The sequence below is a fragment of the Rhodococcus sp. NBC_00294 genome, assembly GCF_036163995.1.
Classification (GTDB): Bacteria; Actinomycetota; Actinomycetes; order Mycobacteriales; family Mycobacteriaceae; genus Rhodococcoides.
The window spans coordinates 4028929-4052133 of the sequence record NZ_CP108043.1 but is presented as its reverse complement, the minus strand read 5'-3'; the positions used below and the strand labels follow the sequence as shown (position 1 = coordinate 4052133).

20 protein-coding genes, 1 tRNA gene and 1 riboswitch are annotated in these 23205 nt (G+C 68.3%); of the genes, 15 read left to right on the top strand and 6 right to left on the bottom strand.

What is annotated here, in order from left to right; all coding sequences use genetic code 11:
• Positions 1 to 190 precede the first annotated feature (190 nt).
• From OHB23_RS18895 to OHB23_RS18885, 3 genes are read left to right on the top strand one after another with little or no spacing between them, the layout of a single operon-like run.
• On the top strand, positions 191 to 460 hold the full coding sequence (locus OHB23_RS18895) for a hypothetical protein (protein ID WP_328810153.1): 270 nt from the start codon (positions 191 to 193) through the stop codon (positions 458 to 460).
• On the top strand, positions 457 to 1455 hold the full coding sequence (locus tag OHB23_RS18890; protein WP_328810152.1) for an ice-binding family protein: 999 nt from the start codon (positions 457 to 459) through the stop codon (positions 1453 to 1455). Before OHB23_RS18895 ends, OHB23_RS18890 begins: the two co-directional genes overlap by 4 nt.
• Before the next feature lies 1 nt (position 1456).
• Positions 1457 to 2086: a class F sortase gene (locus OHB23_RS18885; protein ID WP_222627558.1), complete on the top strand. Its 630-nt coding sequence runs from the start codon at positions 1457 to 1459 to the stop codon at positions 2084 to 2086.
• Here the strand turns inward: OHB23_RS18885 and OHB23_RS18880 are convergent.
• Positions 2079 to 3089, bottom strand: coding sequence for a Gfo/Idh/MocA family protein (locus tag OHB23_RS18880; RefSeq protein WP_328810151.1), 1011 nt, complete (start codon positions 3087 to 3089; stop codon positions 2079 to 2081). The genes OHB23_RS18885 and OHB23_RS18880 overlap by 8 nt on opposite strands.
• Positions 3090 to 3151: 62 nt before the next feature.
• On the opposite strand from OHB23_RS18880, the gene OHB23_RS18875 reads away from it, so the two are divergent.
• Both OHB23_RS18875 and OHB23_RS18870 read left to right on the top strand, forming a co-directional pair.
• Positions 3152 to 4129 (top strand): Gfo/Idh/MocA family oxidoreductase, encoded by a 978-nt coding sequence (locus OHB23_RS18875; RefSeq protein WP_222638263.1) that lies wholly within the window; start codon positions 3152 to 3154, stop codon positions 4127 to 4129.
• Between the two features lie 45 nt (positions 4130 to 4174).
• Positions 4175 to 4816 (top strand): ANTAR domain-containing protein, encoded by a 642-nt coding sequence (locus tag OHB23_RS18870; RefSeq protein WP_328810150.1) that lies wholly within the window; start codon positions 4175 to 4177, stop codon positions 4814 to 4816.
• A 7-nt stretch (positions 4817 to 4823) separates the two neighbouring features.
• Here the strand turns inward: OHB23_RS18870 and OHB23_RS18865 are convergent, their stop codons facing one another.
• Complete coding sequence (locus tag OHB23_RS18865) at positions 4824 to 6422, bottom strand: GMC oxidoreductase (protein WP_328810149.1); 1599 nt, start codon at positions 6420 to 6422, stop codon at positions 4824 to 4826.
• Between the two features lie 142 nt (positions 6423 to 6564).
• On the opposite strand from OHB23_RS18865, the gene OHB23_RS18860 reads away from it, so the two are divergent.
• A complete protein-coding gene (locus OHB23_RS18860; protein ID WP_056447200.1) occupies positions 6565 to 7647 on the top strand; it encodes a tartrate dehydrogenase in 1083 nt (360 codons plus the stop codon).
• Between the two features lie 310 nt (positions 7648 to 7957).
• Here OHB23_RS18860 and OHB23_RS18855 read toward each other — a convergent pair whose 3' ends face one another.
• A complete protein-coding gene (locus OHB23_RS18855; RefSeq protein ID WP_328810148.1) occupies positions 7958 to 9037 on the bottom strand; it encodes an SDR family oxidoreductase in 1080 nt (359 codons plus the stop codon).
• Positions 9038 to 9387: 350 nt separating this feature from the next.
• Here OHB23_RS18855 and OHB23_RS18850 point away from each other — a divergent pair, with 350 nt between their 5' ends.
• On the top strand, positions 9388 to 11010 hold the full coding sequence (locus OHB23_RS18850) for a GMC oxidoreductase (RefSeq protein ID WP_328810147.1): 1623 nt from the start codon (positions 9388 to 9390) through the stop codon (positions 11008 to 11010).
• A gap of 8 nt (positions 11011 to 11018) precedes the next feature.
• Here OHB23_RS18850 and OHB23_RS18845 read toward each other — a convergent pair.
• A tRNA-Cys gene (locus OHB23_RS18845) sits at positions 11019 to 11092 on the bottom strand.
• 48 nt (positions 11093 to 11140) lie between these two features.
• A complete protein-coding gene (locus OHB23_RS18840) occupies positions 11141 to 12694 on the bottom strand; it encodes a GGDEF domain-containing protein (protein WP_328810146.1) in 1554 nt (517 codons plus the stop codon).
• A 254-nt stretch (positions 12695 to 12948) separates the two neighbouring features.
• Positions 12949 to 13045: riboswitch (SAM riboswitch) on the top strand.
• A 169-nt stretch (positions 13046 to 13214) separates the two neighbouring features.
• Between OHB23_RS18840 and OHB23_RS18835 the strand changes: the two genes are divergently transcribed.
• The 8 genes from OHB23_RS18835 to OHB23_RS18800 are packed head-to-tail and all read left to right on the top strand — an operon-like array spanning position 13215 to position 21631.
• Complete coding sequence (locus OHB23_RS18835; protein WP_231476123.1) at positions 13215 to 14171, top strand: amino acid ABC transporter permease; 957 nt, start codon at positions 13215 to 13217, stop codon at positions 14169 to 14171.
• Positions 14168 to 14950 (top strand): amino acid ABC transporter ATP-binding protein, encoded by a 783-nt coding sequence (locus OHB23_RS18830; protein WP_328810145.1) that lies wholly within the window; start codon positions 14168 to 14170, stop codon positions 14948 to 14950. Before OHB23_RS18835 ends, OHB23_RS18830 begins: the two co-directional genes overlap by 4 nt.
• A gap of 36 nt (positions 14951 to 14986) precedes the next feature.
• On the top strand, positions 14987 to 15955 hold the full coding sequence (locus OHB23_RS18825) for an ABC transporter substrate-binding protein (RefSeq protein ID WP_027504017.1): 969 nt from the start codon (positions 14987 to 14989) through the stop codon (positions 15953 to 15955).
• Positions 15956 to 15978: 23 nt separating this feature from the next.
• Positions 15979 to 16482, top strand: coding sequence for a GNAT family N-acetyltransferase (locus tag OHB23_RS18820; RefSeq protein WP_328810144.1), 504 nt, complete (start codon positions 15979 to 15981; stop codon positions 16480 to 16482).
• 45 nt (positions 16483 to 16527) lie between these two features.
• Entirely contained in the window at positions 16528 to 18156 is a 1629-nt protein-coding gene (locus OHB23_RS18815; protein ID WP_328810143.1) for an ABC transporter substrate-binding protein, read from the top strand.
• Position 18157: 1 nt separating this feature from the next.
• Positions 18158 to 19129, top strand: coding sequence for an ABC transporter permease (locus tag OHB23_RS18810; protein WP_222638255.1), 972 nt, complete (start codon positions 18158 to 18160; stop codon positions 19127 to 19129).
• Complete coding sequence (locus OHB23_RS18805; protein WP_027504014.1) at positions 19122 to 20006, top strand: ABC transporter permease; 885 nt, start codon at positions 19122 to 19124, stop codon at positions 20004 to 20006. Before OHB23_RS18810 ends, OHB23_RS18805 begins: the two co-directional genes overlap by 8 nt.
• The gene (locus tag OHB23_RS18800; protein WP_328810142.1) at positions 20003 to 21631 is read left to right on the top strand and encodes an ABC transporter ATP-binding protein; all 1629 of its coding nucleotides are present in this window, start codon (positions 20003 to 20005) and stop codon (positions 21629 to 21631) included. The genes OHB23_RS18805 and OHB23_RS18800 overlap by 4 nt, the downstream gene beginning before the upstream one ends.
• A gap of 185 nt (positions 21632 to 21816) precedes the next feature.
• Here the strand turns inward: OHB23_RS18800 and OHB23_RS18795 are convergent, their stop codons facing one another.
• Complete coding sequence (locus OHB23_RS18795; protein WP_328810141.1) at positions 21817 to 23190, bottom strand: MFS transporter; 1374 nt, start codon at positions 23188 to 23190, stop codon at positions 21817 to 21819.
• Between the last annotated feature and the right edge of the window lie 15 nt (positions 23191 to 23205).

Genomic DNA, 23205 nt, shown 5'->3' with positions numbered 1-23205 from the left:
CGGAGTCGGCTCGATCTCACACCTGCCCCCGCCACATCTCGGCGCCGTGGTCGTCTTCTCGGACGGTCATCGACGCGCCGACGTCGCCGGGGCGTCATCGCACCGCTCTGCGTCGTCGGGGACAGAGTCTGCGCACCACATGTGCTGCATCAGGGATGCGGCACATTCACCACATCGCGCAAGGAACCGCATGATCAGGACACACCTCGACCGCTCTCCCTTCGACGCCGCGAAGCGAGGCCGCCTCCCCGCACTGGGTACCGTCGCCGTCGCCACGGCGGCTCTGATGATCGTCGGCGCGAGCACCGCCGACGCCGCCACTCCGGTGGGACTCGGCACCGCTGCCAGTTACGCGGTCCTGGCCGGTGCGGGCGTGACCAACACCGGCCCGTCGGTCATCTCGGGTGACTCGGAACCAGTCCGACCGCGGCCGTCACGGGGTTTCCGCCCGGTCTCGTGAACAACGGCACGATCCATGCCGCCAATGCGGTTGCGCTGCAGGCGCAGTCGGACCTCACCACGGCATGCGACCAGGCGAGTGCGGAGCCGATCTCGGCGAACGTCGCTGCCGACATCACCGGCAGCACCCTCGCCCCGGGGGTCTACAAGGCTTCCAGCGCACTGGCCCTGAACGGCACCGTCACGTTGGACGGTGGATCGGATCCCGACGCCGTCTTCGTCTTTCAGGCACCGTCCACATTGATCACGGGGTCCGGCAGCAGAGTGGCACTGATCAACGTGAATCCCTGCAACGTCTTCTGGCAGGTGGGCAGCTCGGCGACCATCGGTACCTCCACGACGTTCGTCGGAACGGTACTGGCGCTCACCTCGATCAGCGTCCAGAACGGTGCGACCGTCTCCGGACGTGTGTTGGCGCGCAACGGCGCGGTCACCCTGGACGACAACGTGATCACGGCGAACGACTGCTCCCCGCGGACGACCACCACCCCGGTCGGCGACGGGGGAGTCGTGGTGCCTCCCATCGTGATTCCGATCCCGTCGATCCCGGGACTGCCGTCGATCCCCGGTGTCCCGCCCGTGATCACCATCCCGGGTCTTCCGGGGTTGCCGGGTACACCGCCCACCTCGTCGGTGCCCACCGCACCGGCGGTCCCGCCCACCTCGGACACTCCCGGTACGCCGGGAACCCCGAACACGCCCGGAAATCCGAACACTCCCGGAACCCCGAACACTCCCGGAACCCCGAACACTCCCGGAACCCCGAACACTCCCGGAACCCCGAACACTCCCGGAACCCCCGGTGTCCCCACGGGTCCGGACGCGCCGGGCCGGTACTCGCCGGGCAGCCAGATCACTCAGGTCCCGGGTGGTGGCGTCGACACGGGTGACGGCAGCACCGTCCGGTCGGCCGACCATCGGCAGCCCGTGTCGATCGGCCTCGCGGCCGCGGCGATCATCGGGTCGGCACTGGTGCTGCGTCGTCGAAAGAGCTGACATGGCATCACGTTCCGCCATTACCGCGGCGCGCTCACTGTGCGCTGCGGTGCTGCTCACGCTGGCGCTGATCTCCGGATGCTCCACTGCTGCCGGCACCGAGTCGCCGGTGCCGGCCGCGACCGAGTCGGCGGACGTCGGCGTGGTCGACGAGGGCACCACCGGTGTCCCTGATGCCGTGGCCGTCTCGTCGCCGCCGGTCCGCATCGACGTTCCCGCGATCTCCGTGAGTTCCGACCTCATGGGCCTGGGTCTGCAGCAGGACGGGACGATGGAGGTACCACCCGGCGCGTTTCCGGCCGGGTGGTACACGGGTTCACCGATTCCCGGCGCGATGGGGCCGTCCGTGATCGCCGGTCACGTGGACTGGGACGGTGCGCCGGGCGTGTTCTCCCGGCTCGGTGACCTCGTCCCGGACGACGACGTGATCGTCACTCTGCAGGACGGCACCACGTCGCGCTTCCGGGTCATGGAGGTCGATCAGTACCCGAAGGCCGAGTTCCCGACGAACACGGTGTACGGCGACATCGACCACCCGGGACTCCGGCTGATCACGTGTGGCGGTCGATTCGACAGCGACGCAGCCAGTTACGACGACAACATCGTGGTCTACGCTGATCTGATCAGCTGATCCGTTCGCGGATCCGGTCGATGATCTCCAGGGTCGCGACCGCGTCGGCGAGGGGATGGACGGCGGACTCGACCTCGCCGACGGAAATCCTTCTCGCAGCCTCCACCGCGGCGAGATGCAGTCCGTCGACCTGGAGGCCGGGGGTCTCGTCGTAGGCAAGGGTGATGCCGTCGCGGAGTGCGACGGTGAACGGCCCCGGCATGAAGAAGGGCCCGGCGATGGTGAGCGTGCCGTCCCGGCCGCACACGACCGCCGTCGTCGGCGTGTTCGTCAGGATCGTGGTGTTGAGCACCGCATGTCCGGACTCGCCGGTGAGAAGGGCCGAGATCTGACCGTCGATCTCGTCATTGGCAGGTCGACTCCGAGCATCCACCGTCTCCGGTGCACCGAGAACCGAGTAGGCGAAGGACGCGACGTACGTTCCCAGATCCAGGAGCGGGCCACCGGCCAGCGCCGGATCGTAGATGCGGTGATCGGTGGTGAAGAACTCGCCGTGATCCGCGAGCACCGTGTGGATCGGTCCGAGGACGCCGCTGCGGAGCACCTGCTCTATCACGTCGAACTTCGGCAGGAATCTCGTCCACATCGCTTCTCCCGCGAACACTCCTGCCGACCGTGCGGCCTCCGCGATACGGGCCGCGCCGACCGCGTCGACGGCGAGCGGCTTCTCGACGAGCACGTGCTTGCCCGCGGCGATGGCGTCGAGGGCGTTCGCGAGGTGCTCGGTGTGCGGCGTGGCGATGTACACGATGTCGACGTCGTCGTCGGCGAAGACGGCCTCGTAGGTGCCGTGCGCGCGGTCGACGCCGTGCTCGTCGGCGAAGGCGCGTGCGCGCTCCGGTGAGCGCGATCCCACCGCGACGACGGTCTGGGTCGTGTGCCGGTGCAGTGACTCGACGAACCGGCGCGCGATCCAGCCCGGCCCGAGGACTGCCCACCGGAGCACGGGCGCGTCACGGGGATCGGGAACTCGTGACAGGGGGAGGGAGGCGCTCTGCGTCATGCGGCAGAGCCAATCAGACGAAAGCACATTTGTCAGGACATTAAGATGTAATACTTTCGATCATGACTGTGCGGGTTGGAATCATCGGTGTCGGCGTCATGGGAGCGGACCATGCCCTGTCCCTCGATCGGCGGGTGTCGGGCGCGGCGGTGACCGCTGTCGCCGACTTCGACGCAGCACGGGCGAGTGCAGTCGCCTCCACCCTGCGCAGCGCCACCGTCGCGGCGGACGGCCCGGCGCTGATCGAGCGCGACGACGTCGACGCCGTCGTCATCGCCTCGCACGATTCGACCCACGCCGAACTGGTGCACCTGGCGCTGGCCGCGGGCAAGCCGGTGCTGTGCGAGAAGCCGCTCGCGCCCACGGCGGCGGAGTGCCGCGAGATCATCGCCGCGCAGGGCGAACGCACCTTGATCACGGTCGGCTTCATGCGTCGGTTCGATCCGGCCTACGTGGAACTGAAGCGCGTGGTGTCCTCCGGTGAACTGGGTGAACCCCTCGTCGCCCACTGCGTGAGTCGCACCGTCGAGGCCTACCCCGGCGGCACGTCCGCGTCGACCATCACCAACTCCGCGATCCACGAACTCGACATCGTGCCGTGGTTGCTGTCGTCGCCGATCACGGAGGTGAGTTGGCACGCGGGTCGTACGTCCGCGCACTCCGGAACGCGCCAGGATCCGCAGATCATGCTGTTGCGGACCGAGTCCGACGTTCTGGTGACGGTCGAGATCTTCCTCAACGCCCGCTACGGATACGACACGAGGTGCGAGGTGGTGGGCGATATCGGAGCGTCTGCGCTCGTGCTGCCCACTCACGTGGTCACCGACCGCGACCGCCGGCGGTCCGTGGCCTACCCGGCCGACTGGGTTCCCCGCTATGCGGACGCGTATCGCCTGCAACTCCAGGAGTGGGTCGATTCCCTCGAGGCCGGCCGGGTCTCGGAGCTCGCCGACGCGGACGCGGGGCTGCGTGCAGGTCTCGTCGCCGACGCTCTCGTCGCCTCGATGAACGAGGGCGGCCGAACCGTCGTCGTGGAGTGATCTCGGCGGTACGTTTATCCATGTCCGACTCGGGCACCAGAATCCATGGATTCCTTCGACGCCACCCGCGCCGTGGTGGAGCGGTACGCGCCGTCGCTGGGTGCGGACGGGATCGCGGTGGCAGTCATCGTGACCGCGGCGATCCGCGACCTCGTCTACAGCAGCGACGACGTCGCGACCCGCATCGACGAACTGCAGTTCACGCTGGGAACCGGGCCCTGCCTCGATGCCTTCCGGAGTGAACAGACGATGATCAGCATGGTCGGTACCGACGAGGGCTCGCCGTGGCCGCTGTTCGACGACGCCGTTCGAGCTCTCGACGTGGGTGCCGTGTTCGCGCTTCCGGTGGGCACGGAGCCGACGGTGGGCGTGCTCGAGCTCTACCGCCGCGACGCGCATCCGTGGTCGCCGGTGACCGCGGCGCGTGCCGCGCGGTGCGCCGGGGAACTCGCGTCCGCGGTGCGCCGCGACGTCGCCGGAGTGGGGGACGACGCCGCGGACGATCCGTTGCCCCGCGCATCCGTGCACGTGGCTGCCGGCATGATGGCAGCACGGTTCCGGATCACCGCCGACGAGGCCGTGGTTCGGCTCCGGTCCCTCGCCTACGCAGACGGGGTCCGCGTCACCCAGCTCGCGGACGACATCGTCGCGCGGCGGGTCGAGCTGACCGATGCCATGCTGGACTGACGCCGGCTCAGATGACGGTGCCGACGTCGGTGGCCACGATGCTGTCGAGAGCGTGCTCCGCGACTGCGGCGATGGTCATCGACGGATTGCAGGCGGCGCAGTTGCCCGGGATCAGGGCGCCGTCGAGAACGTAGAGGCCGCGCTGTCCCTGGACTCGACCCTCCAGATCACAGACCGTTCCCATGTTGGCCCCGCCGAGCGGGTGCCAGGTGGACGGGAACACCGCGTTGGTGTCCACGACGAGGCTGTTCGGTCCGGCGATCGCGCGCACGCGCGGGTCGATGTGACTCTGGATGGCCGCATCCCCCTCGTGCGGCCACCGCAGGATCGCATCGTCCCGCGCACCGTCGTAGACGAAACGCCCACGGGCGTCGCTGACGCCGTAGCCGACCAGAACGGTGGTTCGGGCATCCACCCCGAGAGGGGGGAACGACGCCTGGATGACCGTCATCGCGCGGGACGGGTCCGCCCAGTCGAGACTGCCGAAGACCACCGGGCCGCCCTGTGCGGGTCCGAAGTCCTGGTCGAACGTCGTCCACGAGTAGATCCTGTCCGCGTTGGTGCCCCAGCCGTCGCCGAGCGCGTCCGGCATGTCCGGGATCCGGCCGGACGCTGCCGCCCGCATCAGCAGTCGCGTGGTGTTCATGCTGCCCGCAGCCATGATCAGGGTCGGCGTGGTGAGGATCTTGTTCTCCACGACCGCCCCCGAGGTGTCGATGCGGTCGACGTACACCGTCCACCGGCCGTCTGACGCCCGTTCGACGTCGGTGACCTGGTGCAGGGTCTGTACCGTCGCCAGCCCGGTCGCCTCCGCCTCGGCGATGTACGTGACGTCCACGGAGAACTTGCCGCCGTTGTTGACGCCGATGGCGCCGTCGCCGTTGGTGTAGGACGGGGCCATCTCGCCACGAAGTTCGTCGAGCGCGAAGTTCCAGTCGATGGGCATCGGGATCTTCGACACGGGGAGTCCGAGTCGTCGTGCACTGTCCCGGAATGCTCGTGGTGCAGCGTAATTGGGGCTGTCGACCAACTCGTCGGGCGCGACCGCGAGGTGCAGCATCCGGGCGACCCGCGGGTAATGGACGCGATCGAGCAGGCCCCAGTCCAGTGCGCCGGGGAACTGCGACGCGAACACCGCCTCGGCCGGCTGCAGCGTCATCCCCTGATAGACGAGGGACCCGCCGCCGACCCCGGCCGCACACAGCGCGGTCATGTTCTCGCCGGGAACCGCCTCTACGAGGCCGGTGTACGCCGGGACGTCGATCGGACGTCCGAACACGTTCTTCGCGGATCCGTACCAGAGGAAACGACCGTCGGGTGAGCGAGCGTGCGGAAAGGTCTCGGCGTTCGGACCGGTCGGCCATCGCAGACCGCGCTCGAGCACGGTCACCGGAACGCCTGCCTGTGCGAGGCGCAGTGCGGCGACGCCGCCGCCGAACCCGGAGCCGACGATCACCACGCGGTGATCCTCGCGGGAGAGCGGAACCCGTTGTGTGCGTGCGGCGATGCCGTGAGCAGAGGCGCGGGCGGCATGGTTGCCGGCGATCAGCGCACCGCCGGCCGCGGCGGCGCCGGAGAGGAACGTGCGGCGAGTGAACGGTGACATGCGGCTTCCCCCGGATCGTTCGTGGAGTCCGCCGATACCTGTGGGCACCCCCCGGCGAACACCCGATCTCGATGCCGGGTGCTCAGAACCTAGACAGTTCTGTCCGCGAGTGTCAAGGTTTCGCCCCGACTAGGCTCGAACGATGGCTACCAGACGCATCGCAGTGATCCCGGGTGACGGCATCGGCAAGGAGGTGGTTCCCGCCGGTATCGAAGTACTGGACGCCGCGGCGGCGGCGTTCGACCTCGACCTCGAGTACGAGTACTTCGACTACGCCAGCGCCGACTACTACGTCGAGCACGGAAAGATGCTTCCCGACGGCTGGTTCGAGGAGCTCCGACCGTTCGACGCGATCTTCTTCGGAGCGGTGGGCTGGCCGGAGGTGGTGCCGGACCACATCTCGTTGTGGGGCAGTCTGCTCCAGTTCCGACGTCACTTCGACCAGTACGTGAATCTGCGGCCCATCCGGCTCATGCCGGGCGTCACCAGCCCGCTTGCGGGACGCGAGGTCGGCGACATCGACTTCTACGTGGTGCGGGAGAACACCGAGGGGGAGTACACCGATCTCGGCGGCCGGATGTTCGCGGGAACTGAGCGTGAGACGGTGATCCAGGAGACGGTCATGTCGCGCATCGGCGTCGACCGAATCCTGAAGTACGCCTTCGAACTCGCCGAGACCAGGCCGAAACGCCACCTGACGTCCGCGACCAAGAGCAACGGCATCTCCATCTCGATGCCGTACTGGGACGAGCGGGTCGCCGCCATGGCGTCGCATCACCCCACGGTGGACGTCGACAGCTATCACATCGACATCCTCACGGCGAACTTCGTGCTGCACCCGGACTGGTTCGACGTGGTCGTCGCGAGCAATCTGTTCGGGGACATCCTGTCCGATCTCGGACCGGCGATCGCGGGCACCATCGGCATCGCCCCGAGTGGAAACATCAACCCGGAGGGGCTCTTTCCCAGTCTGTTCGAGCCGGTGCACGGATCGGCACCGGGTATCGCGGGCAAGAACGTCGCCAATCCGATCGGACAGATCTGGAGCGGCAGCATGATGCTCGATCACCTCGGCGAACCCGATGCCGCGCGCACGGTCCTGACCGCGGTCGAGAACGTGTTGGCACGGGGCGGCGCCGCGCTCACCGCGGACATGGGCGGAACGTCGGGGACCGACGAGTTGGGGCGCATCATCGCGGACGAGGTGACCGCTCTCGCTCGCTGATGATGTTCTCGAAATTGACACCGTTTCGGGGCGTTGTCTGTGAGCACGACCAAGTCAGTGACAGGTCACCACACCGTTCATCGTCGTCCGTGACGACGGGTCCTTCATGATCTGTGTGCGCGAAACAATCGCGACATCACTCACTCGGGAGACATCATGCTCAGCATTCTCAACGGCCTCAGCTTCCTCAATTTCTCGTTCGGAGATCTGCTGCCTCTGACCGATTTCCTGAACATTCTGAAGAGCCTCTCGATCGCGTCCTGACGCCGACGGCCGGGCGGGTCCACCCGCCCGGCCGTTGCGTCCGACGTCAGCGAGGAATGATCCGCGCGTCCCGGTACCGAGCGAGGTTCTCCGCGAAACTCTCACTGGTCGAGCGGAATCCGAGGAACCCCGCCTTGCGGCTCTTCGTCATGTCGGTCAGGCACTCCATGTCGCGGCCGAGGTCGCCGTCGGTGTGCCACCACGATGCGAGTCGAGTCACGTCCGACTCGACGAGGTCGTACTTCTCGGCGATGCGCCGCCACGCGTCGGGTGCATCGTCCATTCGCGTCGCCAACGGTCGCGGTTCGGTGTCGAAACCGACGGGTTCGACACCGAAATGGTCGGCGATGCGCGGCCACAGCCATCGCCAACGGAACACGTCGCCGTTCGCGACATTGAATGGCTCGTCGGCGCCGTTCTCGTTCGTTGCGGCCCAGATCATCTGCTCGGCGAGCAGATCGGCATCGGTGACATCGGTCAGACCGTTCCACTGGGTCTCCGAACCGGGGAAGACGAACGGCTCGCCGGTCTCCTTGCAGAGAGTGGCGTACACCGACAGGGTGAGTGCCATGTTCATGGCGTTGCCCACGGCGAACCCGAAGATGGTGTGTGCCCGGTGCACGCTCCAGGTGAAGCCCAGTCGCTCTGCGCCCGAGAACAACTCGTCCTCCTGGGCGTAGTAGAAGTTCGGTGTGTCGAGGCGCTCCTCGCTCTCGTGGAACGGGGTCTCCGCCGTCACCGCGGCGCCGTAGGCGTCGAACGGGCCGAGGTAGTGCTTCAGACCCGTCATGAGAGCGACGTGCTCCACCGAGTTCTCCGGTGCCAGCGCGTCGAACGTGTTCCGGAGGGTGGCGGTGTTCACCTCGATGTTCTCCGCCTCCGCGTCCTGCATCATCCACGCCGTGAAGAACACGAGGTCGGGCGCCGTTCCGCGCAGTGCCTCACGCAGCGCATCGGCGTCGAGAAGGTCGGCCGTCACGGGTGTCACGCCGTCGACCGGCAACTCGGTCTTGCGCGACAACCCGTAGGTGCGCCACCCCGCGTCGACGAGTCGTCGACAGATGGTCTGCCCCGAGATGCCGGTGGCTCCGACGACGAGCGCCGTGCCCGGACTTCGTGCTGCCATGTGTGTGATGCCTCCGATCGGTGATCGTGTCTCGATCCTGCATGGGCTACCCGTGGGGGCAACGGAGCAACCAGTGGGGCCGAGTGGCGCGGCGCACTGGTCCGCTACGAGGCGCCGCGCGCACCGCCCGGTGCCGAGCGCGCGCTGCACCGTGCGCGGAACGCCGTGCGCAGCGCGCGGGCGCCGGAACAGCTCGAGTGGTGCGGCGCACTCGTCGACGTCACGGCCGATCGCCTCTCATCGAGCCGGGCGAAGTGGACAACTTACCGGGGAGTAAGGAAGCTTCAGCGCATCCGCTGCCCGTCCGCGACACCCGCGATCACCTGCACCGGGTGGAGAGAAGCGTCGACATGCGGTGGTCGAGAAGACAGTTTCTGGGCGCGATGGGCGTCGCGGGCCTGATCGGGTCGACGGGACCGGGAGCGGTGTCCCGCGCGGCTCCGATACTCGACGGTCTGTACCGGTCGGCGGTGCCCGAGCTCTACGCACCGATCGATCCGGCGCCGGCGCATTCGGAGGCCGTGGTGGTCGGATCGGGCTTCGGTGCCGCGGTCACCGCGCGGCGCCTCGCCGAGGCCGGCGTTCGCGTCACCGTCCTGGAGCGCGGGTCGCAGTGGCCCACGGATCCGCGTCGACAGATCTTCGCCAACGACTTCCTGCCGGACGGGCGCGCGTTCTGGCGTCGCGGTGGCACTGCTCCGCTGACCGGACTGCCCACGGTTCCCACCGACCGCTTCGGCGGCATCTTCGACGTGAGTGAACACGGCACCATCGACGTGTGGTCCGGAGCCGCGGTCGGCGGTGGTTCGTTGGTGTTCACCGGCGTGATGATCGCCCCCGAACGACGGTTCTTCGACCAGCTCTTCACCGGGCTCGTCTCGTACGACGAGATGCAGGCGCTGCACTACCCGCTCGTCCGTTCCGAGCTGCGGCTCGCACCGATGCCGGAGGACGTCTATCAGTCGCTGCCGTTCACGCATTCACGGGTGTGGGATCACCAGGTCCGCCGCGCCGGGTACACACCACAGCGCATCGACGGTATCTGGGACTGGGACGTGGTGCGCGGAGAGATGGCCGGTCGGTCCCGTCCGTCCGCGATCATCGGGGAGTCGAATCTCGGCAACTCCAACGGCGCCAAGTTCGACCTCAACCGCAACTATCTGGCCGCTGCTCGCGCCACTGGCCGGTGCACGATCCATGCGCGTCACGAGGTCACCGCCGTGACCAGGGAGGCGGACGGTCGCTATTCGCTGACCGTGGATCTGCTCGACCCGTCCGCCGAGGTCCTCTCCACCCGCACGGTGACCTGCGACGACCTGTTCCTGGGAGCCGGGTCGATGGGAACGTCGCGGCTTCTCGTGCATGCCCGCGACACCGGACTGCTCCCCGACCTGAACGAACACGTCGGTGAGGGATGGGGCACCAATGGTGACGCGGCACTCGTCCGCGGCATGAGCCCGGAGGGCAACGGCATCGTGCAGGCGTCGCCCTCGGCGTCGAGGATCTCCGACGACTCGGGCGCCCCGCTCACCCTCGAGAACTGGTTCGTCCCCGGATCGCCCGTCGATCTGACGCTGATCGGCTCGTTGGGCATGGTCATGGACCCGACGAGAGGGCGGTTCGTGTGGGACGAGTCGACGCGGTCGGTGCGGCTCGACTGGCCGGAGGCCGGCAACATCGCCGTCTCGGACGCCCTGCGACCGGTGCACGACCGCATCGCGGAGCGCTCCGGAATCGGTGTGGGGTATCCGCCCCTGCGGGTTCCGGACGTGAACACCTCGTTCACGGCGCACCCGTTGGGAGGGGTGGTGCTGGGCCGAGCCACCGACGCGCACGGCCGCGTCCTCGGCCACGACCGGTTGCACGTCGTCGACGGAGCGCTGATCCCGGGCAGCACCGGCAGAGTCAATCCGTCGCTCACCATCGCGGCGCTCGCCGAACGCAACATCGCGACGGTGATCGCCGATCGCTGAGCGCCCCGTGGAGCGAATGACGGGAATCGAACCCGTGTGCACGGCTGTGCAGGCCGTTGCCTCACCACTCGGCCACATCCGCAGTGAGTCCCACGTCGGGAAACCCGGACCTGTCGGGACAGAGTTGCGCTCACGGTGATTCTCGGGCTGTCGCGGTGAGATACCTCGCGGCCTCCGCCGGGTTCTCGTCCGCCAGAGACGCCAGCGCTCGACACAGTGCGCCGAGTGAAGTTCCCTCGGCGTGCGCGGCCGACTGCAGGAGTGCCGCCGCGGTGTCCCGGTCCACCGCGAGGTGTTCCATCGCCATGCCGATGCTCTGATCGAGCGCGGCCGCGGAGCGCAGTGCCGCGGAGTATCGATCCGAACGGGACGTCGTCGCCACGTCGATCTCCTTCTCGAGGCGCCGAGACAGCATCGCGAGTCGGACGGCCGTGTGTTCCGGCCCGTGTCCGCGGGTCTGGAGCGCGACGAGGGTGGCAGCGACCGCCGCGGCGGCCTCGGTGCGCGCGCGTCTCTGCACAGCCTGCCGTCGACGGGACCGGAGGTGCTCGGACGACCGTGCTCGCAGCAGTGACGGCGGGTGGAACCGAGTCGTGTCGCCGTGCTCGACGCGGTCACGACCGAGACGCTTCGCCCGGTACATCGCATCGTCCGCGCAGGAGATGAAGGAGTCGAGCGTCGACTCCACGTCGCCGAGGGCGAGCGCGGCGCCGTCGGGAGCCGTGGCCACGGCCGTCGTGGTGCCAATGCTCACCGTCACCGAGCACCGTGTGCGCACCGATCGCAGGACACGGTCCGCGAGATCGGCCGTACGTGCACCGCGGGCGACGACCAGGAACTCCTCGCCGCCGAGACGAGAGACGACGGCGCCCGCCGGAGTCGCCAGCACCACCGCTCGCGCGACGGACTGCAGCGTCCGATCACCGTGGGTGTGTCCGTGGGTGTCGTTGACGGCCTTGAAGTTGTCGATGTCGATGACGAGGGTGGTGACCGATTCGTGCCGCGACGCCGCGGCACCCAGCAGTTCCGTCAGACGGGGGAGTACGCCCCGGCGGTTCAACAGGCCGGTCAGGACGTCCGTGCGCGCGAGCACGTCGAATCGGTGACTCACCCGCACCATCGACCGCCGCAGGCCCCACACCAACACGACGGGGACGACGACGATGGTCAGGGACGCGCCGGCACTGATGAACGCGATGGCCGCAGACCCTGCCGAGGCGAACGACACGACGACGGCGGCTCCACCGGCAGCCACGGTGAACGACCACGCGATCGCGGGCGGCGACGCGGCCGCGGAGAGCACCGGGACGATGGTGAGCAGCGCGGCGATCGCGAGGGAACCCGCCGGATCGGTCACCGCCACCGCGGAGAACGTCGTACCGCACAGCATCACCATGCCCATGGCGACGAACTGGCGTTCGGTCAGCCGCCCCGAGCGCCAGATGATGCCGGCTCCCACCACGGCCGCAGCGACGGCGAGAGCGGTGGCGAGCATCGGGGCGATGCCGGGGAAGAACAGCCCGGGCACCACCCAGCCCGCTCCCAGTGACAGGGCGGAACCGGTGATCGCCGTTCCCATCGCGATCGACCGGATGTCGAGCACCTGCCGTGCGGGTGTCTCGAGAGGCGACTCGGTGAGCGACGTCCGCGCGCCGCGGTGCGCTCTGTCGATGTGTGGCGTCACGCGAGCACCCCGGTCCCCGTCACCGGTGATCCGTCGTCGGCTGACCTCCACCGTGTACCCCGTGAATGTACCGACCGGGACGGTTCCGTCGCGGCGATCCGGCGCACGTCTGGCCGTGAGACCTCGGGCGCGTGACCACCGCGAACTCGTGGTCGGTGCGGTTGTCACCCTTTCCGGTCATCGTGATTCGAACTCGACTGAGCCGAAAAGTGTTGTGCGATTTGACGTCTCGAGACGTCGGCGCTACATTTTCCTCACCATCCAGAGCGACCGAGAGACCTGGCTCGTCGACGTCGCAGCAACCCGCCTCGAGTTCGAGTGTGTGGGTGCTACCGCCAGGACCGATGGAGGAGATCCGCCGATGAACACTGTGACGAGCCAACGCCCGCACGTCCTGCGCCTGCACCTCGAGTCGTGTCGAGAGTGCTGCTGCGCCTGTACGCGGCGCTGACCAGGTCCCTCACTTCGTCCTCTCGAAAGGCACAGCGATGTTCGCTGCCCTCACGCACCGGTGCAGCCGGTGACTCAACTCCACGATCGACCGGTCGCCACCGACGCCGGTGACGTCTCGGATCACGACCTCGTCGTCGCACGCACGGTGCACCCGTGGCGGTGGATCATCGCCGTCGCGACCCTGGTCCTTCTCGCACAGTTCGTCCACGGGCTGGTGACCAACGCCGGCTGGGACTGGGGCACCTTCGCTCAGTACTTCACGGCGCGGTCCGTCGTCACTGCTCTGTGGCTCACGATCCAGCTGACCTTCTGGGGCACCCTCATCGGGTTCGCACTCGGCATCGCTCTCGCGGCGGCGCGGTTGTCGCAGAACCCGGTCCTGCAGATCATCTCCTGGTTCTACATCTGGGCGTTCCGGTCGATCCCGCTGATCGTGCAACTGCTGTTCTGGTTCAACATCGCCTACCTGTATCAGCGTTTGTCCCTGGGCATTCCGTTCGGACCGAGCTTCGTCGAGTTCGACGTCAACAGTGTCATCAGCGGGTCCACTGCGGCGATCATCGGTCTGGCCCTGCATCAGGCGGCGTACTCGGCGGAGATCGTGCGCGCCGGCATCATCTCGGTCGATCAGGGGCAGCTCGAAGCCGCTGCGGCGCTGGGGATCCCGAAGCGACGCGAATTCTTCGCGATCGTGCTGCCGCAGGCCATGAGGGGAATCCTCCCCAACGCGGCCAACGAGGTGATCAGTCTCTTCAAGGGCACCTCGATCGTCTCGGTCATGGCCATCGCCGAGCTGTTCTATCAGGTCCAGGTGATCTACGGACGGACCGGCCGTGTCGTCCCGATGCTCATGGTCGCGACGGTCTGGTACGTAATTCTGACGTCCGTCCTGTCCGTGGTGCAGTTCTACGTCGAGCGGCACTACTCCAAGGGTGCACTGCGCACGGTGCCGCTCACGCCGATCCAGAAGTTGCGTTCGCGCATCGCTGCGCTGCCGCTGTCACCGAGGGGAGCAACTCGATGACCGCCGAGATCGAGACTGTGCGGTATGCGGTCGAGGTACGGGGAGTGCACAAGTCCTACGGTGCTCTCGAGGTCCTGAAAGGCGTGGACCTGACCGTGCGGCCGGGGGAGGTCACGGCCGTTCTCGGACCCTCCGGGTCGGGCAAGTCCACTCTGCTGCGCACGGTGAACCACCTCGAGAAGGTCGACGCCGGATCCGTCCGAGTGGACGGTGCTCTCGTGGGATACCGCCGCAGAGGGCGGAAACTGCACGAACTGACGCCGAAGGAGATTCGGCGCCAGCGCTCGCAGATCGGCTTCGTCTTCCAGAACTTCACCCTGTTCCCGCATCTCACGGTGCTCGAGAACGTGGTCGAGGCACCCGTGTCCGCACAGCGACGTCCGCGGTCGGAGGTGGAACCCGAGGCTCTCGCACTCCTGTCGCGGGTCGGTGTCGGTGACAAGGCGCACGACTACCCGCGGCGGTTGTCCGGCGGACAACAGCAACGCGTCGCGATCGCCCGGGCGCTGGCGCTGCGCCCGAAGGTGATCCTGTTCGACGAACCCACCTCGGCACTCGATCCCGAGCTGGTGGGCGAGGTGCTCGATGTCATCCGCGGTCTCGCCGCAGACGGCGCGACGCTCGTCATCGTCACGCACGAGGTCGGCTTCGCACGCGAGGTCGCCGACACCGTGGTGTTCATGGACGGCGGCGTCGTCCTCGAACAGGGTTCTCCTGTAGAGGTGTTCGACACCCCGACCCACAGTCGCACTCGAGAGTTCCTCTCCCGGGTTCTCTGATTCCCACGCACACCTCTCCCGAAAGTGACCTCTCCCATGTCTCGATCGTCCCGTCGCCTCGCGTCGGTCCTGTCCTCCGTCGCCGTCCTCGCGCTCGTCGCGTCCGCGTGCGGCGAACCCGCAGCCGAGAACACCGTGGTGTCCGAAGCCGGTGTCTCCTATGATCTCTCGCCCGAGCAGTCCGGGCGCATCCACACTGAGAAGGTGGACGACATCGCGGCGAAGGTGCCGCAGGCAATCCGTGATCGCGGAACCCTCGTCGTCACCGGAACAGCGGGTGCGACTCCGCCTCTCGGCTTCTATGCCACCGACGACACCACCGTCGTCGGATCCGAGATCGATCTCGCGAGCCTCTTCGCCGACGTCCTCGGTCTCTCGGTCGACCGCCGCACCGCGGACTGGGCCCAGAACTTCGTGAAGATCGATTCGGGCGAGAACGACGCCTTCATCTCGAACGTGACGGTCACGGAGGAGCGCAAGGAGAAGTACGACTTCGCCACCTACCGCCTCGACAACGTCGCCCTCGAGGTTCCGACGGACTCCGACTGGACGTTCACCGACCGCAAGGACATCGCCGGCAAGAAGATCGGTGTCTCGTCCGGTACCAACCAGGAACAACTGCTCGTCGACTGGAACACGCAGAACGGGGCGGAGGGCATCGCGCCCGCCGAGATCGTCTACTACCAGAACGCCGCCGACTACTACCTCGCCCTGTCCTCGAAGCGCATCGACGGGTACCTCGGACCCAATCCGTCCGCGCAGTACCACTCGTCGAGCACAGGGGAGTCGAAGATCATCGGCACCTTCTCCGGTGCGGGCGAGGCGCTCCAGGGTGAGATCGCCGTCCTGGTGAAGAAGGACAGCGGGCTCGCCGAGGCGTTCGCGGACGCCATCGATCACACCATCGAGAACGGGACCTACCAGCAGGTGCTGGACAAGTGGGGGCTCGGCGGCGAGGCCGTGTCGGCCTCGGAGATCAATCCACCCGGGCTCCCGAAGAAGTGACCTCGGTCCGACAAGGAGCACCCGTGGCCGGCAGCGATCGCCCGCAGCTCGAGGTCGCGCGAGTCGACCAGGGCGATCCGCTGGCACGACCCCTGCTTGCGGCGCTGGCGATCGAGTACAGCACCCGCTACGGCGGGACCGCCGACCAGATGTACTCGGCTCTGTCCACCCATCCGGCAGAGGACTTCGCGCCGCCGCACGGCGGGCTGATCGTGCTCCTCGAGAACGGTGAACCTGTTGCCGGCGGGGCGTTTCGGCGTCACGACGAGCAGACCGCCGAACTGAAGCGCATCTGGACGTCCGCATCGCACCGCCGACGAGGACTCGCTCGGCGCGTTCTCACCGAACTCGAATCGGAGATCGCTGTCCGAAACTACAAGAGCATCCACCTCACCACCGGGTGGCGCCAACCGGAGGCTGTCGGCCTGTATCTGGCGGCGGGGTACACACCGCTGTTCGACCCGGTGGCCCCGCCGGCCGAGGGCGTGCCCCGTGCGTTCCGGAAGACGACTCGACCCACCAACTGACCCCCGTTCTTCGTTCCTGCACACACACCTCTTGGAGTTGACCCAGTGATCGACCGCCATCAACGGACACCCGCCGTCAGTGCCGCGATCGGCCTCGTCGCCCTGACCACGGCCCTCACCGCCTGCGGCGGCGCTGCTGGTTCGGCGGGCGCCGACGCCGGCCCCGCTCAGCCGGGAGGCACCCTGAACTACGGACTCTCCACAGCGCCGACGTGCTCGGATCCCGCGCAGGCAGGGACCAACCAGACGATCTACGTCACGCGCGCCGTGGTCGACTCACTCACCGATCAGGATCCCGACACTGGCGAGATCGTGCCGTGGCTCGCCGAGAAGTGGGAGACCGATGCGGATGCGACGTCGTTCACGTTCACACTGAAGGACGGGGTGTCGTTCAGCGACGGCACACCGGTCACCGCGCAGTCGGTCAAGAACAACTTCGACGCCATCGTGGGCACGCTCGGGGCGGCGAAGGCGCCGCTCGCCGCCAGCTATCTCGCGGGGTACGTCGGGACGACCGTGGTCGACCCGCGGACCGCGCGGGTGACGTTCTCGTCGCCCAATGCGCAGTTCCTGCAGGCATCGGCGACCTCACAGCTGGGACTGCAGGCCGATGCCACCACGTCGCTGTCCGCCGAGGAGCGCTGCCAGGGCGGAAACATCGGCAGTGGCCCGTTCACGTACACCGACTACCAGCAGGATCGATCAGTGAGTGTGGCCAGGCGAGCCGGCTACTCCTGGGGTTCGCCGGCGTTCGGTCACTCCGGTGAGGCTTACCTGGACGGCATCGAGTTCACGGTGGTGCCGGAATCGGGCGTCCGGACCGGAAGCCTGTCGTCGGGTCAGCTCGACGCCGTCAGCGACGCGCTCCCGCAGGACGCACCGACCATCGAGGCGACCGGCGGTCGAGTGCTGACGACGTCGAATCCCGGAACACCCTTCGGTATCGCGCCCAATGTCTCGCGAGGCGTACTGGCCGACCCGGACGTGCGCCGCGCACTCGTCCCCGCGATCGACCGTCAGCAGTTGGTCGACACCGTCCTCGGCCCGAACTTCCTGCCGGCGACCAGCACTCTCGCGAGCAGGACGCCCGGCTACGTGTCGCTGCCCGACGTGACCTTCGACGCCGACGCGGCGCGGACCGTGCTCGACCGTGCGGGTTGGGTACCGGCCGCGGACGGGATCCGCGAGAAGGACGGTCAGCGGCTCAGCTTCTCGATCCTGTTCAGCGCCGTGTTCGCGGGCAACCAGGCGATTCTCGAGTTGCTGCAGCAGCAGTTGCGGGACGTCGGTGTCGATGCCCGGCTCGAGCTGACGTCCGTGCCCGAGTCGATCGCACGACAGAACGCCGGTGACTTCGACGCGACGTACTACAACAGCACGCGTGCCGACGGCGACATCCTGCGGACGTCGTTCGCGGCGGACGGCCGAAATCTCAACCAGCGTGGCCCGATCGCCGATCTGGATGCCTCGTTGACCGATCAGCTGCGCACGACGGACACGACGCAGCGCGGCGAGTACCTGGCGAACGCACAGCAGCAGGTGCTCGACAACGGACTGTGGATCCCGACCGTCGAACTGTCGCAGGCGGTCGGCGCGAGCTCGTCGGTGCAGGACCAGAGGTTCGACGCGTCTGCTCGGCTGCAGTTCTTCGACACCTGGTTGAGCAGGAGCTGACATGCTTCGCTACCTCGGCCTGCGCGTCCTGCAGGCGATCGGTGTCCTGTGGGCCGCGTTCACCATCTCCTTCGTGGTGCTGTTCCTGCTGCCCTCTGATCCGGTGAGCATCGCGGTCGATTCCGGCGGCGGCAGTGGCACCCCGGTGGACGCGGCCGCGGTCGCCGAGCTGCAGGCCCGGTACGGACTGGACAAGCCTGTCCTCGAGCAGTATTGGACATCGCTCACCAGCGCGATCCGTGGTGACTTCGGCACGTCCATCTCCACGGGTCAGCCGGTGACCACCGCGATCCTGGGCGCCGTTCCGAGCACCCTCGCCCTGGCCGGTCTCGCGCTGATGCTCGCCGTCGGTGTCGGTGGGGGGCTCGCCTTTCTCGCTACCTACACCCGCGCACGATGGTTGCGTACCGCGCTGCTCTCCCTCCCTCCGCTGGGCGTCGCGGTGCCGACGTTCTGGGTGGGACTCCTGCTCCTGCAGGTGTTCTCGTTCGGGCTGCCGATCTTCCCGGCGTTCGGCGACCGCGGGTTCGGATCGCTGGTGCTGCCGGCGATCACGCTGGCGGTACCGACCGGGGCCGTCATCGCGCAGGTGCTCGCGACCAGCCTGACCACGACGTGGCGGCAACCGTTCACCACCGCGGCCGAGGCGAAGGGTGCGTCCCGGTGGCGGATCCAGACTCGCCACGTGCTGCGCCTGGCCAGCGTGCCGGCGTTCACCATCGCCGGCGTCCTCGTCGGCGAACTGTTGGCCGGTTCGGTGGTCGTCGAGACCGTGTTCTCCCGGGCCGGCGTGGGCCGACTGACGCAGACATCGGTTCTCGCGCAGGACATCCCGGTGGTGCAGGGAATCGTGGTCCTCACGTCGCTGGTGTTCGTGGTCGTCACGCTGGCCGTGGACATCGTGTACCCCCTGATCGATCCCCGGATCGTCCAGCGCACCACCCGACCCACGAAGGAGCCGGCCCATGTCTGACGTCCTGGTACGAGAGACGGTCCACGCGAGCGTCTCGCCCGAGCCGACGTCCCGTCGACGGCGAGTGACCCCGCGGGCCGTCGGCGGCAGGATCGGCGTGGCGGTGTCGGTGGCCGTCCTGATCGTCGCCATCGGGTTCGCCGTCGTCCCGTCTCTTTTCGCCAGTGGGGATCCCTTGCGCGGCGTCCCGGCGGAGAAGTTGCAGGGACCCAGCGCCGCTCACTGGTTCGGCACCGACAACATCGGCCGCGACGTCTGGACCCGGGTCGTGCACGGTGCCGGGTTGTCGCTCAGCGCGACGCTGATGGCCGTGGCCATCGCGCTCGTGGCGGGATCGATTCTCGGCCTGATCGGAGGCGCTGTCGGCGGAATCGTCGACGCGGTGCTCATGCGTCTCGTCGACGTGCTGTTGTCCATCCCGACTCTGCTGCTGGCCCTGGCCCTGGTCACCGCTCTCGGTTTCGGAACCGTGAACGTCGCGATCGCGGTCGGTGTCACCCTCGTCGCGAGCTTCGCGCGCGTGATGCGGTCCGAGGTGCTGCGCGTAAGGCGGTCGCTGTACGTGGAGGCCGCCTTCGCGTCGGGTTCGCGGTGGCACACCGTGCTGTGGACCCACATTCTCCGGAACGCGTATCCACCCGTGATCGCCCTGGCGGCAGTGCAGTTCGGCATGGCAGTGCTCGCGGTGTCGTCGCTCAGTTTCCTCGGTTTCGGAGCGGTACCGCCCACACCGGAGTGGGGTTCGCTCGTGTCGGAGGGGCGCAACTTCCTCGCCACCTCCTGGTGGCTCACCACGCTGCCCGGTCTCGTCATCGTGGCGGTCGTGCTGTCGGCGCACAGAGTGGGCCACGCGCTGGATCGGGGTGATCGAGCATGAGCAGCAGGAGTGGAGCCGGCGGAACGACCCGGACGAGCCTGCTCAGGGTCGACGGTCTGCGCGTGTCGTACGGGGCGACAGAGGCAGTGCGGGGTGTCGACTTCGAGATCGCGCGGGGTGAGGTGCTCGCCCTGGTCGGCGAGTCCGGCAGCGGCAAGACGACCACGGCCCAGGCGATCATCGGTCTCCTCGCCGGATCGGGCACCGTCACCGGGGGCACCGTCACGTTCGACGGTGACCGTGTCGACGACGCGGGACACCGTCGGTGGGAGAAGCTTCGCGGTGCGCACATCGGTCTGGTGCCGCAGGACCCGACCACGTCGCTCAATCCCGTGAAGCGAGTGGGGGAGCAGGTCGCAGAGGTGCTCCGCATCCACGGCCGGGCCGACCGGCGCAGCGCCGCGGCGGCGGCCGTGCAGATACTCGACGAGGCGGGGATCGACAATCCGGAGCTCCGTGCTCGGCAGTATCCGCAAGACCTGTCCGGCGGGCAGCGTCAGCGCGTGCTCATCGGTGTCGCGCTGGCGTGCGAGCCGGAGCTGGTGATCGCCGACGAGCCGACCAGCGCTCTGGACGTGACCGTGCAGCGCCGCATTCTCGACCACCTCGCGGATCGGATCGCCGAGCACAACACCTCGGTACTGCTGATCACGCACGACCTCGGGGTCGCGGCCGACCGCGCCGATCGGATCGGCGTCATGCGTGACGGTGAGATCGTCGAGATCGGGCCGGCGCGAGAGGTGTTGGAGAACCCGACCGCCGACTACACGAGAAGCCTGATCGCGTCCGCGCCGTCTCTGACGTCGGTACGGCTGCCGCGTGCGACGCGCGAGGCGCAGCCGGTCCTGTTGTCGCTGAGACACGTGTCCAAGACGTTCCGCATCGGTCGTGGGCAGAACCTGACGGCGGTGGACGGGGTGTCGCTCGACGTCGAGCGCGGACGGACGGTGTCGATCGTCGGGGAGAGCGGCTCGGGAAAGTCCACCACCGCTCGCATCGCCCTACGGCTCGAGAACCCGTCGGCGGGGTCGGTCGTCTTCGACGGCGACGACATCACGTCCGCACGCGGCAGGGAGTTGCGCACCCTCAGGCGACGCTTCCAGATCGTGTATCAGAACCCGTACGCATCGCTGAATCCCGCACTGCGCGTGCGGGACATCGTGGCGGAACCGCTCGTCGCGTTCGGGCTCGGATCACGCTCCACGCGTCCCGCCCGGGCGGCCGAACTGCTCGAGCAGGTCGCCCTGGCGCCGGAGTACCTCGACAGGCGCCCCGCCGAGCTGTCCGGTGGGCAGCGCCAGCGGGTCGCCATCGCCCGCGCGCTGGCTCTCCACCCGGAGCTGCTCGTGCTCGACGAACCGGTGTCCGCACTGGACGTCTCGGTGCAGGCGCAGATTCTCGAACTCCTCACTCGGCTGCAGGAAGAGCTGGATCTGAGCTATCTGTTCATCTCCCACGATCTCGCGGTCGTGCGGCAGATCAGCGACACGGTGCTGGTGATGCGCAACGGGCGAGTGGTCGAGTCCGGGTCGGCGGAGGACGTGTTCGATCGACCGCAGCACGAGTACACCAGGGAACTGCGCAATGCCGTTCCGGGAACGGGAGTCGACGCACGACCGTCGTGACCTTTCCGATCACGCCGAGCAGAACTGTGTCTCCGCGCGCCGCGCGGCTCTAGCGTCGGGCCATGACCTGGAACTCGATCATCGATTCGATCCGTCACTGGGTGTCCGACTGGAGCGACGAGTCTGCCGCCGGCTGCGTCGAGGCCGCGGTGCGCACCTCGTTCTGAGGGCGCGCGACGACGCTGTCAGCGTGCGGCTCTCGGCCGGGTCGCCGCGACGACCGCGGCCCCCAGCGCGGTGATCGCGATGACGACGATCACGGCGTGGTTCCAGCCGTCGAACACCGCGGACGGCGCGGTGCCGGCCGACAGGACCACCACCGACACCACGGTCACGCCGATCGCCGAGCCGAGGTAGCGCGCGGTGTTGTTCGCCCCGCTTCCCATGGCGGCGCGCCCGGCTGGGACGCTCGCGACGGCCTCGCGGCCGAGGGCGGCGTTGACTATTCCTGTCGCGGCGCCGGCCAGGACGAGACCCGGCACGAGGCGCAGGGGCGACGACGTCTCGGACAGTCCGAGTAACAGCCCCGTCCCGACGGCGACACCGACGAGGCCCAGGGCCAGTTGCGTTCGGCCGGAGACGGACGCGGGTATGCGCCGCGCGAGCAGGGCGGTGATAACGCTCGTCGCCGACCAGCCGAAGAGCAGGAAGGCGCTGTGGAGTGCGTCCAGACCGAATGCGGCGCCGACGAATCCGGCCATGTACGACATCAGCGCGATCACCCCGGCTCCGGTGGCGAGTGCGGCGACGGTGGCGGCGAGGAAGGCGGGTTGGCGCAGCAGCGTGAGATCGAGCATGGGCGACGCGGTCCGGCGTTCGTGCAGAACGAAACCCGCGAGCAACAGCGCGGCCACGGCGAGCAGGACCAGGGGTAGGGGTCGCGTCCACCCGGCACGGCCCTCGACGAGCGCGGCGAGGAGGGCCGACAGACCCCCGGACAGGGCGACGGCGCCGATCAGGTCCAGCCCGCGCGGTGTCTCCGTGCGGGATTCGGCGAGGAGGCGCCCTGCGACGACCACGGCGACGAGTGTCAGCGCGGTGAGCAGCCAGTACCCCTCGCGCCACGTGGCGAGACGATCCGAGGTCGCGGACAGCAGGGGCCCGAGGGTGATGCCCGCGCCGACGGCCGCGCCCCAGATGCCGCTGGCACGGGCGCGCAGCGGGCCGGGTTCGAAGGCGTGCGCGATGACGCCGAGACTCGACGCCAGCACCGCGCCCGCCCCGACGCCCTGGACCACGCGGGCGAGGACGAACACGAGCGTGGACGGCGCGGCCGCGCACACAGCGGACGCGAGGGCGAGGACGACGAGACCGAGAACGAAGGTGCGGCGACGGCCGATGTCGTCGGCGAGTGCGCCGGACACCAGCAACGCGGCACTGAGGCCGATGCTCATCGAGCTCAGGATCCAGGTTCTGCCCGACGCGTCGCTCCCGAGCGTCGCGGCGGTGCTGCCGATGGTCGCCAGGGGAAACGTGAACGCAGCCAGGGCGAGGAGGGTCCCGAACGCTGCGACGGGCAGGGGACGGGCGAGAGGTGGTGCGGATCGCTGCTGAGTCATGCCCGTCCTTCGGTT